The 14,076-nt window shown below is 74.2% G+C and carries 10 protein-coding genes; 4 read left to right on the top strand and 6 right to left on the bottom strand.

All coding sequences use genetic code 11. The annotated features are described in order from the left end of the window. The first annotated feature begins 55 nt into the window (after positions 1-55). Together IF83_RS0121075 and IF83_RS0121070 are read left to right on the top strand one after the other, a co-directional pair. Positions 56-3,661 carry a S41 family peptidase gene (locus IF83_RS0121075; protein ID WP_037680673.1) on the top strand — a complete coding sequence of 1,202 codons (3,606 nt, stop codon included), beginning with the start codon at positions 56-58 and terminating at the stop codon, positions 3,659-3,661. A 114-nt stretch (positions 3,662-3,775) separates the two neighbouring features. Further along, positions 3,776-4,141, top strand: a complete 366-nt coding sequence (locus IF83_RS0121070; protein WP_030546425.1) for a hypothetical protein — start codon at positions 3,776-3,778, stop codon at positions 4,139-4,141. A 132-nt stretch (positions 4,142-4,273) separates the two neighbouring features. Here IF83_RS0121070 and IF83_RS0121065 read toward each other — a convergent pair whose 3' ends face one another. The 3 genes from IF83_RS0121065 to IF83_RS0121055 are packed head-to-tail and all read right to left on the bottom strand — an operon-like array spanning position 4,274 to position 7,763. Beyond that, complete coding sequence (locus IF83_RS0121065; protein ID WP_030546423.1) at positions 4,274-5,194, bottom strand: SDR family oxidoreductase; 921 nt, start codon at positions 5,192-5,194, stop codon at positions 4,274-4,276. Continuing rightward, positions 5,191-6,192, bottom strand: a complete 1,002-nt coding sequence (locus tag IF83_RS0121060; RefSeq protein WP_030546421.1) for an alpha/beta fold hydrolase — start codon at positions 6,190-6,192, stop codon at positions 5,191-5,193. The genes IF83_RS0121065 and IF83_RS0121060 overlap by 4 nt, the downstream gene beginning before the upstream one ends. Continuing rightward, the gene (locus IF83_RS0121055) at positions 6,189-7,763 is read right to left on the bottom strand and encodes a flavin-containing monooxygenase (RefSeq protein ID WP_037680671.1); all 1,575 of its coding nucleotides are present in this window, start codon (positions 7,761-7,763) and stop codon (positions 6,189-6,191) included. The genes IF83_RS0121060 and IF83_RS0121055 overlap by 4 nt, the downstream gene beginning before the upstream one ends. Positions 7,764-8,440: 677 nt before the next feature. Here IF83_RS0121055 and IF83_RS30490 point away from each other — a divergent pair. After that, entirely contained in the window at positions 8,441-9,319 is an 879-nt protein-coding gene (locus tag IF83_RS30490) for a MerR family transcriptional regulator (RefSeq protein WP_078843695.1), read from the top strand. 16 nt (positions 9,320-9,335) lie between these two features. Here the strand turns inward: IF83_RS30490 and IF83_RS0121040 are convergent, their stop codons facing one another. Beyond that, positions 9,336-10,178, bottom strand: coding sequence for a class I SAM-dependent methyltransferase (locus IF83_RS0121040; protein ID WP_078843694.1), 843 nt, complete (start codon positions 10,176-10,178; stop codon positions 9,336-9,338). A gap of 267 nt (positions 10,179-10,445) precedes the next feature. Next, the gene (locus IF83_RS0121035) at positions 10,446-11,252 is read right to left on the bottom strand and encodes an exodeoxyribonuclease III (protein WP_030546411.1); all 807 of its coding nucleotides are present in this window, start codon (positions 11,250-11,252) and stop codon (positions 10,446-10,448) included. A 66-nt stretch (positions 11,253-11,318) separates the two neighbouring features. Here IF83_RS0121035 and IF83_RS0121030 point away from each other — a divergent pair, with 66 nt between their 5' ends. Then, positions 11,319-11,882 carry a GNAT family N-acetyltransferase gene (locus IF83_RS0121030; RefSeq protein WP_051723060.1) on the top strand — a complete coding sequence of 188 codons (564 nt, stop codon included), beginning with the start codon at positions 11,319-11,321 and terminating at the stop codon, positions 11,880-11,882. 355 nt (positions 11,883-12,237) lie between these two features. Here the strand turns inward: IF83_RS0121030 and IF83_RS0121025 are convergent, their stop codons facing one another. Beyond that, positions 12,238-13,935 (bottom strand): dihydrolipoyl dehydrogenase family protein, encoded by a 1,698-nt coding sequence (locus tag IF83_RS0121025; protein ID WP_208605919.1) that lies wholly within the window; start codon positions 13,933-13,935, stop codon positions 12,238-12,240. Positions 13,936-14,076 lie beyond the last annotated feature (141 nt).

Genomic DNA, 14,076 nt, shown 5'->3' with positions numbered 1-14,076 from the left:
CCGCCCCCGTCTCCCCCGCCGCCACGAGTTGCCGCCCTCCGCCCGCCCCCGAACCATGGAAAAGGTGACTGATGGCGCGTATCTGCGGTTTCCGCACCTTCACGGCGATCTCCTCTGCTTCACCGCCGAGGACGACCTGTGGCTCGCCCGGCTCCCGGCGCCGGACGGCGACGGCAGCGCGGCGGGCCCGGTCTCGGGCGCGAGCACAGGACCCGGCCCCGGCCCCGGCCCCGGCTCCGGCCCCGGCTCCGAAATCGACACCGGACCCGGCACCGCCACCGTCACCGAACCCGACCGGGCCTGGCGGCTGACCGTCGACCGGACCCGGATCGGCCACCCCCGCTTCTCCCCCGACGGCCGGCGGATCGCCTTCACCACATGGCGGAGCCTGGACCCGGAGATCCACCTCGTCCCGGTCTCCGGCGGCCCCGCCCGCCGGCTCAGCTACTGGGGCAGCACCGACACCCGGGTCTGCGGCTGGAGCCCCGACGGCACCGTCCTCGCCGTGGCCTCGCACGGCCAGCCGTTCTCGTACTTCTCCTGGGCGTACCGCGTGCCGACCGACGGCAGCCCCGGCGAGCGGCTGCCCTGGGGTCCGGTCTCCCACGTCGCGTGCACGGGCACCGGGAGCGAGCGCCGCACCCTCCTCCTCACGGGCAAGCCTCCGCACGAGCCGGCCGCCTGGAAGCGCTACCGCGGCGGCGCCACCGGACGGCTGTTCCTCGACGGCGAGCGGCTGCTACCGGATCTCGACGGGCATCTGGACTGCCCGATGTTCGTCGGTGACCGGATCGCCTTCCTCTCCGACCACGAGGGGATCGGCAACCTCTACTCCTGCCGGCCCGACGGCTCCGATCTGCGCCGCCACACCGACCACGCCGACTTCTACGCCCGGCACGCCTCCACCGACGGATCCCGGGTGGTCTACCAGTGCGCGGGGGATCTCTGGCTGGCCGAGGACTTCGGGCCGGACGGCGTCCCGCGGAAGCTGCCGGTCCGCCTCGGCGCCCCGCGCGCCGGCCGCCGCCGCTACCAGGTGCCCGCCGCCGCGAACGTCCACTCCCTCTCCGTCGACAGCACCGGCCGGGCCAGCGCCGTGTGCGTCCGCGGCAGCCTCTACTGGCTGACCCACCGCGACGGCCCCGCCCGGACGATCACCGACGCGCCCGGGGTACGCATCCGGATGCCGGAGATCCTCGGCGCCACCGGACGCGTCGCCTATGTGACGGACGCCGAGGGCGAGGACGCCATCGAGATCGCCTACCTGCCCCGGGCCAGCGGCGGCCGGGACAGCCGGCGGATCGCGAGCGGCCGGATCGGACGGGTGCACGAACTGGTCTCCTCCCCCGACGGCGAGCTGCTGGCCATCGCCACGCACGACGGCCGGCTGCTGATCGCCGACGCGCTGCCGGAGGGCGAGGGCGAGAGCGTGGAACTGATCCGGTCGGTCAACGGCCCGGTGCGCGACCTGGCCTTCTCCCCCGACTCCGACTGGATCACCTGGTCGCACCCGGGCATCGGCCGCTCGCTGCGGCAGATCAAACTGGCCCGGCTCGTCGACCGGCTGATCATCGACGTCACCGACGGCCGCTTCGAGGACGAGCAGCCGGTCTTCACCCGCGACGGCCGCTACCTGGCCTTTCTCTCCTGGCGCGGCTTCGACCCGGTGTACGACGTGCACACCGGCGATCTGTCGTTCCCGCTGGGCTGCCGCCCGTATCTGCTGCCGCTGTCGTCCTCGACCCCGTCCCCGTTCGCCCTGTCGGCGGAGGGGCGGACGGCGGCCGGCGGGCTGGACGCGGAGGACGCGGAGGGCGACGGCTCGGTCTTCGTCGAGGTGAACGGGCTGGCGAGCCGGGTGACGCCGTTCCCCGTCGCCGCCTCCAAGTACTCCTCGCTGCGGCCGGTCGCGGGCGGCGGGCTGGTGTGGCTGCGGTGGCCCATCTCCGGGGCGCTCGGCGAGACCTTCGCCAATCCGGCCGACATGACCGGACGGCCGACCCTCGAACACTTCGACCTGGCGAAGGCCAAGCGCACCGAGCTGGCCGTCCACCTGGACTCGTTCGAGGTCAGCGGCGACGGCAACCGGCTGGTGGTCAACGACGAGGGCGATCTGCGCGCCGTGCCGTCGAACGACCTGCCCGACACGGACACCACCGTCCATCTCGACCTCCGCCGGATCATGCACGAGGCGGACCCGGAGGCCGAGTGGCGGCAGGCGTACGCGGAGGCGGGCCGGATCGTCCGGGCGTACTTCTGGGACCCGGGGATGTGCGGCATCGACTGGGACGCGGTGCTGGAGCAGTACCGACCGCTGGTCGAACGGGTCGCCTCCCCCGACGAGTTCGCGGATCTGCTGCGGGAGGTCATGGGCGAGCTGGGCACCTCGCACGCCTACGTCGCACCCGCCCGGCGCAACGAGGGCCCGCCGCACTACCAGCGGGCGATCGGCCTGCTCGGCGCGGACTTCCACCCCACCGCGGACGGCCGCTGGGTGGTGGGCCGGATCCTGCCCGGCGAGTCCTCGGACTCCCGGGCCCGCTCACCGCTCGCGGGCTCCGGGGTGCGCGAGGGCTCGGTGCTGACGCACGTCGACGGGCGGCCGGTGGACCCGGTGACCGGACCGTTTCCGCTGCTGGCGGCGGCGGGGGGCACCACCGTCGAACTCACCTTCGCGCCGCCGGCCGCCGAGCGGAATGGAAACGGGAACGGAAACGGCAACGGGGGGACGGGGGCGGACGCCGGGGCCGGGGCCAGTGACGAGGCAGCCGGGGAGGCGGCCCCGGCCGAACGGACAACGGGGGATGCCGAGGGAGCCGAAACTGCCGAGGCAGCCGAGGCAGCCGAGCCGGCCAAGGGAACCGAAACAGCCGCGACAGCCGAACAGACAGGGGCGGCCGGAACAGCCCCGGAGGCAGCCCTGGCCCCCTCCCGGCGGGTCGCGATCGTGCCGCTGATCGACGAACGGCCGCTGCGCTACCAGGACTGGGTGGCCAAACGCCGGGCGGTGGTCCACGAGTTGAGCGGCGGCCGCTGCGGCTATCTGCACATCCCCGACATGGGCGGCTCCGGCTGGGCCCAGTTCAACCGGGATCTGCGGATGGAGATGGCCCGGCCCGCCCTGATCGTGGACGTACGGGGCAACGCGGGCGGCAACATCAGCGAACTGGTCGTCGAGAAGCTGACCCGCACCATCCTCGGGTGGGATCTGACCCGGGACGCCCAGCCGATCTCGTACGCCTCCAACGCCCCGCGCGGGCCGATCGTCGCCCTCGCGGACGAGATGACCTCCTCCGACGGAGACATGATCACCGCCGCCTTCAAACTGCTCGGCCTGGGGCCGGTGGTGGGTCTGCGCACCTGGGGCGGCGTGGTCGGGATGACCGGCCGGCACCGGCTCGTGGACGGCACCGTCATCACCGTGCCCATGAACGCGGCCTGGTTCGAGGGGTACGGCTGGGGCGTCGAGAACCACGGCGTGGAGCCGGACATCGAGGTGGACCGCACCCCGCTCGACTGGGCGGAGGGCCGCCACAAGCAGTTCGACGACGCGGTGCACCTTGCCCTCGAACTGCTGGAGCAGCACCCGCCGGCGAGCCCGCCGGACCACTCGGACATCCCCGACCGCACCCGCCCGCCCCTGCCACCGCGCACGGGCTGAGCCACGGGGCAGGGAAGGCCGGAAGGCGGGAAGGCGGGAAGTCCGAGGACGGGCAGGGGACCGGCGGGGGGACGGGGTAGCACGGAAACGATCACGAGCCGAGGGAGTACCCAGATGGGCGTCCGGGACGAGTTCCAGGAGAAGGCGCGTGAAGCGGCGCGGAAACGGAGCCACGACGAGGGAGCGCGGGCCGAGCCGGGGGACCGGCAGGGGCACCCAAGCCGGGAGCACGGCCGCGAGCACGGCGGGGAACGCGGACGGGAGCGGGAGGACGCCCGGAAGCGGGACGAGCCGCGCGGGGAGCCGCGCGAGGAGACCCCGCGGGAGCGCAACAAGCTCCAGGAGTTCGGCGGGGGCACCCGGAGCGGCGACGCGCAGGAGAAGGCGAGGAAGGCTCGGCGGGCGAAGGAGGCCCGGGAGGAGCAGGCGGCCAGAACGGGCCGGGCGGACATGAGCGATGTGGAGGACATGGGCATCTGAGAGCCGCGCTTCCCGGACCGTGCCCCTGGGTGCCCGGCCCCGGAAACGAGCGGGGGCGCACCCTTGACGCAGGTGCGCCCCCGTTCAGCGCGGTTGGCCGGGCCGGGTCACCGGCCTCCGGCTCCGTTCCCGCTACCCCGCGCGTTCCGCCCGTTCCGCGCGTTCTCCGCGGGCCTGCTCGTCCGCCGCGCCGCCGGCGCCGACGAGTCCCCGGTTCACGCCCTTCGCGCTCAGCTTGGGATCCGCGCGGCGCATCTCACGCTGCCCGACCGTCCCGATGATGCCGGGGAGGTAGCCGCGGATGGACTGCATCCCGCGCAGCCACCACTGGGCGTAGACGTGGGCCGAGCGGCGCTCGATGCCCGCCACGATCCGGTCGACGGCCGGTTCCAGGGGGTACGTGCGGTTGGCCGGCCAGGGCAGCCGGGAGCGCAGCTCGCGCATCACCTCGTCCTGGTCGGCGCCGCGCACCATGTCGGTGTCGGTCCAGCTGAGGTAGCCGACCCCGACCTTGACGCCCTTGTAGCCGGCCTCGGCCCGCAGGCAGTGGGCGAACGCCTCGACACCGGACTTGGACGCGCAGTACGCCGACATCATGGGGGCCGGGGTGATGGCGGCGAGCGAGGCGATCTGGAGCAGATAGCCGCGGTTCTCCGTCAGGGCGGGCAGGAAGGCGCGCGCGGTGGTGGCGCTGCCCATCAGGTTGACCTGGATCACCCGGTTCCAGGAGACGGCGTCGGAGTCCGTGAACGGCCCGCCGGCCGCCACTCCGGCGTTGGCGACGACGACGTCGATCCGTCCGAACCGTTCCTTGACCTCGCGGGCCACCCGGTCCATCGCCTCGAAGTCGGTCACGTCGACGTGCCAGTGGCCGGTCTCGCCCGGGATGTCGTCCGACACCTTCGCGAGCAGTTCCGGCTCCAGCCCGAGCAGCGCCACCTTGGCGCCGCGGGCCGCGAGTTTGCGGGCCAGCAGTTCACCGACGCCGCGAGCGGCGCCCGTGACGACGACGACCTGCCCCGCGAGCTTCCGCTTTCCCTGTCCGCCGCTCATGCCGACTCCTCCCCGACCAGTTCTCCGGTGGCCTTCCCAGCGGTGTCGCCGGTGGCGGTCCTGCCGCCCGGTGCGCCGTCACCGCTGCCCGCGAGGTGGTTCCGGACGAGCCCGCGGATGACGGAGCCGACCTCGTCGGGCGCCTCGATCGGCGTCATGTGGCCCATGCCGTCGAGGGTGGTGAGACCGGCGCTGTCCGGCAGGGCGTCGATGATCCGCCGCGACAGGACGGGCGGGGTGAGCCGGTCCGCGCTGCCGGTGATGACGGCGGTCGGCATGGTGAGCCCGCCGAGGCCCGCGTCGAGGTCCAGGACCGCGAGGACCTTGGTGGCCCAGCCGGCCCGGACCTTGCGCGGGCAGGCGTGCACGATCTCGGCGCAGGCCTGCACCTGCTCCCGGGTGGCGCGGGGGCCCATGGTGGCGTACTGGAGGATCTTGCGGGAGATCCCGTTGACCGGGCCGAGCGGGGCGCTGGAGGCCAGCACCGCGCGCTGGATCGCGGTCCGTATCCGGCCGGCGCGCAGCGGCAGCACGATCGACTCGGCGACGAGCTTCGAGCTGCCGGTGTTGCACAGCAGGACGGCGGCGGCGCGCTCGGTGAGGAACGGCCGGCCGGCGGCGGCCATCACCGTCATGCCGCCCATGGAGTGGCCGGCGACGACGGCGCGTTCGCCCGGGGCGAGGGTGGCGGCGAGCACGGCTTCCAGGTCGTCGGCGAGGGCGGTGGTGCTGTAGCCGCCGGGGCCGGGGGCGGGGCTGCGGCCGTGGCCGCGCTGGTCGTAGGCGATGACGCGGTGGTCCGCGGCGAGTTCGCGGGCGACCGCGGACCAGAAGGCGGTGGAGCAGGTCCAGCCGTGGACGAGCACGACGGCGGGTGCCTTCTCGGGGCCGTGGATCTCGGTGTGGAGGCGGGAGCCGTCGGCGGAGGTGACGGTCAGCTCGCGGACTGCGGCTAGCGGCGCGTACCGCCCGCCGGGGCTGTGGGTGGCGCGGCTCATGCGGCGGTCTCCCCTGTGGGCTGGGTGGTGGATGCGGTGGGGGCGGTGGCGGCGGCCGGGCGGGGCTCCGGCTCCGTACGGGCGGGGGCGCGGAGCACCTCGTACTCGGCGAGGTCCAGGTGCCGGGTGGCCTTGCGGAACTCGCCGGTGGTGCCGGGCCAGACGGTGGTGTTGTTGCCGTTGGCGTCGAGGTACCAGCTGGTGCAGCCGCCGGTGTTCCAGACGGTGCGCTTCATCCGCTGCCGCACCCTCTCGGTCCAGGCGTCGGTGGCCTCGGGCCGGGCGTCGAGGGCGGTGGCGCCGCCGAGGACGTCGAGCTGGCGGATGTGGTCCATGGCGTAGTTCAGCTGGGACTCGATCATGAGGATCATCGAGCTGTTGCCGAGGCCGGTGTTGGGGCCGATGATCATCAGGAAGTTGGGGAAGCCGGGCACGCTGCTGCCCCGGAGGGCCGCCATTCCGCCCTTCCACTCCTCGGCGAGGGTCTGGCCGGCGGCGCCGGTGACGCGTTCGGCGATCGGCATGTCGGTGACGTGGAAGCCGGTGCCGAAGACGATCGCGTCGGCCTCGGTCTCGGTCCCGTCGGCGGCGACGAGGGTGGAGCCGCGGACCTCCTTGAGGCCGGAGGCCACGAGGTCGACGTTGGGCTGGGCCAGCGCCGGATAGTAGGTGTTCGACAGCAGGATGCGCTTGCAGCCGATCCGGTAGTCCGGGGTGAGCTTGGCCCGCAGGTCCTTGTCCTTGATCGCCCTGTGCATGTGCGCCTTGGCGAGCTTCTCGACCAGGCCGAGCTGCTGGGGCCGCTTGGTGAACGCCTGCACCTGGAGCTCGCGGACGCCCCAGAGCAGTCCGCGGCGGAGGGTCGCGGTGACCGGCAGCATGCTGTGCAGCCGGCGTTCGAACCCGCTGATCCTGCGGTCCATGCGCTGCATGACCCACGGCGGTGTGCGCTGGAAGAGGGTGAGCCGCTCCACGTCGGGCTGGATGGCGGGCACGATCTGGATGGCGGAGGCGCCGGTGCCGATCATCGCGACCCGCTTGCCACGGATGTCGTAGTCGTGGTCCCACTGCGCGGAGTGGAAGACCTTGCCGGGGAAGGTGTCCAGGCCCGGGACGTCGGGGATGCGGGGGTCGGAGAGCGGACCGGTCGCCGAGATGACGACGTCGGCGGTGAGCGGGCCGCTCGCCGTGTCGATCTCCCAGTGCAGCCGCTCCGTGTTCCAGCGGGCGCTCAGCACCTCGCTGTTGAAGCGGATGTGGGGGCGCAGCCCGAAGGTGTCGGTGACCCGCTCCAGATAGGCGCGGATGTGCGGCTGGCCGGAGAAGTTGCGGGGCCAGTCGGGATTGGGTGCGAAGGAGAAGGAGTAGAGGTGGGAGGGGACGTCGCAGGCGCAGCCGGGGTAGCTGTTGTCCCGCCAGGTCCCGCCGACCGCGTCGGACCGCTCCAGCACGGTGAAATCCGTGACTCCGGCGCGGCGCAGCCGGACGGCGGCACCGAGCCCGCCGAACCCGGATCCGATCACCGCCACCCGTACGTGCTGATGCCGGTGCTCCCGTATCCGCTCCGCCATATCCAGCCTCCAGAACCGCTGTACATCACCGGGCAATTGCGCCAGCGATCACTGGCACGGTTTGGAGAGTAGAGCAGGAACGTACCGGTGGGTAGGGGGTGGGCGAAAAGAAGTTACCGGCGGTTGCACCAACCGCCCGGCGGGCGACCCGCCGCGGGCTACCTGCTGAAGGCGACCGCCCGCAGCCCGTGGGGCCCGGCACTGCCCCCCTGCGCGCCTGACCTTGCGCACGCCCGCCCGCGTCGTGCCCGGCCGGGCCCCGCCTGCTTCGCCCGGACGGGGCCGCGGACGTGCCCGGCGGCGCGGCGGGGCGCGGCGTCAGGCATCGCGGGCCGATGGGAACGGGCGGGCACAGGCCCTAGGCTTCCGGTGTGGCGAACGAGGATGCGCACAGCACCGCGGAGCGCGCCCGGAGGAGCGGGCCCGGCCGGGCGGCGAAGACGGGCACGGAGACGGAGGGGGCGAGCGGGACGGGGCCGACGGGGACCGGGCAGGTGGAGGCTTCGGAGCGGGTGAGCGCGGCGGAGGGGACGCAGGGGGTGAACGGGTCGGTGCGGACGGGCGCCCGCGGAACGAACGGCTCCGGGCAGACGGGCAGCGCCGGGCAGACGGGCAGCTTCCCGCCGCCGAGCCGCGCCGAGGGGACCAGCCGGGACGGCACCCCCCGCGAGTACCGCATGGAGGAGCTGGCCGCCGAAGCCGGTGTGCCCGTGCGCACCCTGCGCTTCTACCGCGAGCGAAAGCTGCTGCCGCCGCCGCGCCGCCAGGGCCGTATCGCCTGGTACAACGAGCACCACCTGGCCCGGCTGCGGACCATCGCCGCCCTGCTCGACCGCGGCCACACGCTCGGCGGAATCGCCGATCTGCTCGCCGCCTTCGAGAGCGGCCGGGACGTGCGCGAACTCCTCGGGCTGGAGGGGGCGTTGAGCGTCCCCTGGTCCGAGGAGACGCCCGTCCGGCTCTCCCCGGAGGAACTGGCCGACCACTTCGAGGGCGACGTCACCACCGAGAACCTCCAGGCCACGCTGGACCTCGGCTATGTCGCCCTGGACGGCGACGAGGTGGTGCACGTCAGCCGCCGGCTGCTGGAGGCTTCCAGCGCGCTGGTCGACGAGGGGGTGCCGCTCGCCTCCGTCCTCGCCGCCGCCCGGGAGGTACGGGTGCACGCCGAAGCGCTCGCCGAGGTGTTCACCGGCCTCTTCCGCACCCACGTCCTCTCCGGTCTCCTCGACCACACCGCCACCGGCGCCGACACCTCCCGGCCGCTCAGCGCGGCGGAGGTGGAGCGGATCACCGGAACCGTGGAGCGGCTGCGGCCCATCGCGAAGGTCGTCGTGGACGCGGAACTCGCGATGGCGATGGAACGCCGGATCCAGGCCGAACTGGACGACTGGCGCACCGCACGCACAGCCGCCCCGAAGGAAGAGAACGCGGCAACGGAAGCGGAAGCGGAAAGGGAAGCGCAGCCGGAAGCGGTCCGGCCCGCACCGCGGGCACGGCCCGAAGCACCGTCCGGCCCCCGGGCCGCGGACGGCCCGCCCCCCGCGGCACCGTAGCCCCGCCCGGGCCTGCTCAGACCGGAGCGGCCCCGCTCACCGTCTCCCCGCCGTCGAGCCGCTCGCCCGAGCGCCGCACCGCGCCGGGTCCGCGCGTCACGCGGATCTTCGACTGCCCGTGCGGAAGCTGCTCCCAGTCGTCCATGAACCGGGCCGCGAGGCCGTGCCTCTCCGCGAGGGCGGTCAGCGTCTCCGTCCGGTAGTAGAAGTCCTCGTGCAGGACGTGGTGTTCCTCCGCCTCGGTGCGGTCGAACGTGAAGTCGAACCAGCCGCCGGGGGCCAGGATCCGGCCGACATGCGCGAAGCACTCCTCGATGACCGGCAGCGGCGAGTGCGAGAAGACGCTGTGGGCGTGCACCACGTCGAAGTACGCGTCCGGGAGGAAGGCGAACGTCAGGTCGCGCACCGGCGTCAGCGTCGGCAGCTTCTCCCGCAGTCCGCAGCGGACGAGGGTGTCCTGGGCGGCGAAGAGGATGTCCGGGGATATGTCGATGCCGTAGTAGTGGCCGGTGTCGAGATGGTCGATGAAGCGCCAGCCGGCCCGCAGATTGCCGCAGCCGATCTCCAGCATGCGATGCTCCGGCCGCAGCCCGTGCCCGACCAGGTAGTCGAACTGCAGGGCCCCCAGCGCCAGCCAGCGCTCATGGGTGCGGCTGCCGACGGCCGCGTCCGCACTCGCGGCCGTGTCCGAGCGCATCACCGCGCGGTAGTACGCGATGTGGTCGGGCGAGCGGAGACGCAGCCAGGCGTCACGGCCGGCCCGGACCGCGTACCGGGGGACCCGGGCCGGGTGGCGCACCGCGTAGCGGACCCGGTGGCCCAGGGTGTGGCGCATGGCGGTGAGATTCTTCCGGGGCATCGCGTTCCCCTTCCGTTGCCGCGCGACCGAGGTGTCGCGCAACCGTGTGTCGCACAACCGTGCCGGTCCGCCCAGCGTAGGAAAGAACGTCCGAAACCGCGCCCCGTGCAGCCGGATTCCCGCCCGGGACCGGCGGAGCGGCGGCGCGAGCGGGAAGGCGGCACGGAGGGCGCGCCGGGAGGGACGGGACGGGGACCGGCGAAACACCGGGCCCCGGCGAACACCGGGCCCCGGCGAACGCCGGGGCGCGCCGGAGGCCGGGCCCCGCTACGCCCCCGCGAGGTCGTAGGTGACCGTCACCGGCGCATGGTCCGACCAGCGCAGATCGTGGCTCGCCGCCCGTTCGACCTCGGCCTTGAGGGCGCGCTCGGCCAGCCCCCGCGTCGCCACGTGAAGGTCGATTCTCCATCCGCTGTCGTTGTCGAAAGCGCGCCCCCGGTACGACCACCAGGAGTACGGCCCCTCCACGCCCGGGTGCAGTTCCCGCACCACGTCCGCGTAACCGGCCTCCTCGTAGACCCGGCTGAGCCAGGCGCGCTCCTCGGGGAGAAAACCGGCGTTCTTGCGGTTGGCCCGCCAGTTCTTGAGGTCGGCCTCCTGGTGGGCGATGTTCCAGTCGCCGCAGACGAGCACTTCCCGCCCGCCGGCCGCCGCCCGCTCCCGCAGCCCTGCCAGATAGGGGAGGAACTCGGCCATGAAGCGTTCCTTCTCCGCCTGCCGCTCGGTGCCCACCTCACCGGAGGGGAGGTACAGGCTGCCGACCGTGATGCCGGGCAGGTCGATCTCCGCGTACCGGCCGGCGGCGTCGAACTCCGCCGAGCCGAAGCCGATCCGCACCGCCTCGGGCTCCCGGCGCGAGTAGAGGGAGACCCCGGCGCGGCCCTTGGCGGCGGCGGGCGCGTGCACGGTGTGCCAGCCCTCCGGCTCCCGGACGGTGTCCGGCAGCTGCGCCGGCTCGGCCCGCACCTCCTGGAGGCAGATCACGTCGGCGGCGGTCGCCGCCAGCCACTCCACGCAGCCCTTCTTGGCGGCGGCGCGCAGGCCGTTCACATTCACGCTGGTCACAGTGAGCACCAGCGCACGATACCGGGATGCGGGCGCGGCTCCCCGGCCGGCCGGGACATCCGTACGATTACGCCCATGCAGCTCCGTACCGTGCGCTACAACCATCCCGACGCCCTGAAGCTGAACGACCGCGTCCAGCTCGAGTACACCGAGCGCTACGGCGACCCGGATCTCACCGAGATGGACCCGGCCCACTTCGACCCGCCGAACGGCCTGTACCTCATCGCGTACGACGTGGACGGCACCCCGCTGGCCACCGGCGGCTGGCGCGCGCAGAACCGCAGCCCCGAGGGGTACCGGGACGGCGACGCCGAGCTGAAGCGGATGTACGTGGTCCCCGAGGCGCGCGGCCGGGGTCTCGCCCGGCGGCTGCTGGCCACGCTGGAGGAGAGCGCCCGGGAGGCCGGCCGGGCCCGCATGGTGCTGGAGACCGGCACCAAGCAGCCGGAGGCGATCGCGCTCTACACCTCCTGCGGCTATCTGCCGACCGCGAAGTTCGGCTACTACCGCTGCGAGCCGGACAGCCGCTGCTTCGCCAAGCCGCTCACCGTCTCCCCCGGCGCTCCGGCCGCCCACCCGGCAGCCGCCGCACTCCGCCGCCCGGCCGCGGCGGGCCCGGGGGCGGACGGAGCCCGGTAGGCGGCCGGCCGGACGGCGCCCGCGCAGCACGCCGGACGGACGGCGGCGGGCCGGACGGCCGAGGGGGAAGCCCGGACGGCTGCCGTGAACCGGTCCGGCACGCGGGCCGGACCGGGCCGGCGCGACGCGAACCAGCGCGACATGTGGCCGGTAAGCCTGCCCGGCCGGTGTGCAAGCGGGGCTTGTGGGCCGGTGCCAAGCCGCCGGTACGCAAGCCGGACCGGTACGGCAGCGGGGCCGACGCGATCGTCCCGGACCCGCCCTCCCGCACCACCGGCTCAGGCCCGGACACCCCAGCACCACCGGCTCAGGCCCGGACACCCCCGCGCCACGGGCCTCCGCCCGGCCGCGCGGGTCACCCCCGCGCCGCCGTCCCCCGCACCGCCGTCCCCCGCCGGTACGTCTCCAGCAGCCGCAGCCAGACCTCGCTCATCGTCGGGAAGGCCGGGACCGCGTGCCACAGCCGGCCGACCGGCACTTCCCCCACCACCGCCACCGTCGCCGAGTGCAGCAGCTCCGCCACGCCCGGTCCCACGAAGGTCGCCCCGAGCAGCACGTCCCGGTCCAGGTCGACGACGATCCGGGCCCGGCCCCGGTAGTGGTCGGCGTACAGGCCGGCGCCCGCGACGGCGCCCAGGTCCTGGTCCACCGCCCGCACCCGGTACCCCTGGCGCTCCGCCTCCGCGGTGGTCAGCCCGACCGAGGCAACCTCGGGTTCCCCGAACACCACCTGCGGCACCGCGGCCGTGTCCGCCGTCGCCACGTGCGCGCCCCAGCGCCCGGTGTCCTCGGCCGCCCCGGTCTCCGGCACCCCGCCGGCCCGCGCGCGGTCCGCGATCGCCGCGGCCGCGGTCCGGGCCTCGTACTTGCCCTGATGAGTGAGGAGCGCCCGCCCGTTGACGTCACCGACCGCGTACAGCCAGTCCCCCGCCACACCACCGACCCGGCAGGATTTGTCGGTCTCCAGCCACGCCCCGGGCCGCAGACCGACCGTCTCCAGCCCGATGCCGTCCGTGCGCGGCTCCCGCCCGGTGGCGAACAGCACCTCGTCGGCCTCGCTCTCCCCGACGCCGTCCAGCACCAGCGTCACCGTGCTGTCCGCGGAAGCCCGCCGCACCCCGGCCACGCTCACGCCGGTACGGATCTCCACGCCGGCCGCCGCCAGCCCCTCGGCCACCAGTTCGCCCGCGAAGGGCTCCATCCGCCGCAGCAGTTCCTCACCGCGGACGAACATCGTGACGGACGAGCCGAGCGCCTGCCAGGCACAGGCCATCTCCACGGCGACCACGCCGCCGCCCACCACGGCCAGCCGTTCCGGGATCTCCCGCGAGCTGGTGGCCTCCCGGCTGGTCCACGGCCGCGCGCCGGGCAGCCCGGGAAGATCCGGCAGTTTGGGCCGGCTGCCCGTGGCCACCACCACCGCGTGCCGCGCGGTCAGGACGTGCTCGGGCCCCTCGGCCGGCCGGACGGCCACCCGCCGCGGGCCGTCGAGACGCCCGTGCCCCCGGACCGGCTCCGCCCCCTCGGACAGCAGCCAGTCCACCTGCCCGCCGTCCTCCCAGTGCGACACGAAGGCGTCCCGCCGGTCCAGTACGGGCTCCGGGGCGAGCGGCCCGGTGACCGCCTCCCGCGAGCCCGCGACGGCACGCGCCGCGGCCAGCGCGGACACCGGCCGCAGCAGCGCCTTGCTGGGCATGCACGCCCAGTACGAGCAGTCACCGCCGAGCAGTTCGCTCTCCACCACCGCGACGGAGAGTCCGGCGGCACGGGCGCTCCCGGCGGCGTGCTCACCGACCGCGCCCCCGCCGAGCACGATCACGTCGTACGTCTGTTCGTGAGGTGTCCGGGGGCTGTGCGCACCGATCCCGGGCGGGGTCCGGCGGGAACGGGGCCGTAGAGGCGGCGCCTGCCGCTCCCGCGCCTCCCCCGCCGTCCCGGCCTCTCCCGTCCTCCCGGCCTCTCCCGCCGCTCCGGCCGTTCCCGCCGCTCCGGCTGCTCCGGCCTCCGGCGGCTCCGCCGCTCCCGCCGCGCTCTCGTCCGGCGTCCGGCTCATCCCTGTTCCGCCTCTCCGTATCCGGGTACCCGTGGAAGTCCCGAGTGCCCTTTCCGGCCGCCCTCACCACGCTCCGGGAAATCGGCCACATGAATGAGCGGGATCCGGACAGGCTCCCCCTGATCTCCGGAAGCCCGTTCC

Origin of the sequence: Streptomyces albus subsp. albus (genome assembly GCF_000719865.1) — a bacterium.
Lineage (GTDB): Bacteria > Actinomycetota > Actinomycetes > Streptomycetales > Streptomycetaceae > Streptomyces > Streptomyces albus_E.
Note: the sequence above shows the minus strand (reverse complement) of the source record. Positions and strands in the feature narration are given on the sequence as shown.

Excerpts from the sequence above, each read along its gene's own strand:
- IF83_RS30490 (WP_078843695.1), top strand. The coding sequence starts at position 8,441 with ATGGAGGAGCTGGCCGCCGAAGCCGGTGTGCCCGTGCGCACCCTGCGC.
- IF83_RS0121040 (WP_078843694.1), bottom strand. The coding sequence starts at position 10,178 with ATGCCCCGGAAGAATCTCACCGCCATGCGCCACACCCTGGGCCACCGG.
- IF83_RS0121055 (WP_037680671.1), bottom strand. The coding sequence starts at position 7,763 with ATGGCGGAGCGGATACGGGAGCACCGGCATCAGCACGTACGGGTGGCG.
- IF83_RS0121065 (WP_030546423.1), bottom strand. The coding sequence starts at position 5,194 with ATGAGCGGCGGACAGGGAAAGCGGAAGCTCGCGGGGCAGGTCGTCGTC.
- IF83_RS0121070 (WP_030546425.1), top strand. The coding sequence starts at position 3,776 with ATGGGCGTCCGGGACGAGTTCCAGGAGAAGGCGCGTGAAGCGGCGCGG.
- IF83_RS0121030 (WP_051723060.1), top strand. The coding sequence starts at position 11,319 with ATGCAGCTCCGTACCGTGCGCTACAACCATCCCGACGCCCTGAAGCTG.
- IF83_RS0121025 (WP_208605919.1), bottom strand. The coding sequence starts at position 13,935 with ATGAGCCGGACGCCGGACGAGAGCGCGGCGGGAGCGGCGGAGCCGCCG.
- IF83_RS0121075 (WP_037680673.1), top strand. The coding sequence starts at position 56 with ATGGAAAAGGTGACTGATGGCGCGTATCTGCGGTTTCCGCACCTTCAC.
- IF83_RS0121060 (WP_030546421.1), bottom strand. The coding sequence starts at position 6,192 with ATGAGCCGCGCCACCCACAGCCCCGGCGGGCGGTACGCGCCGCTAGCC.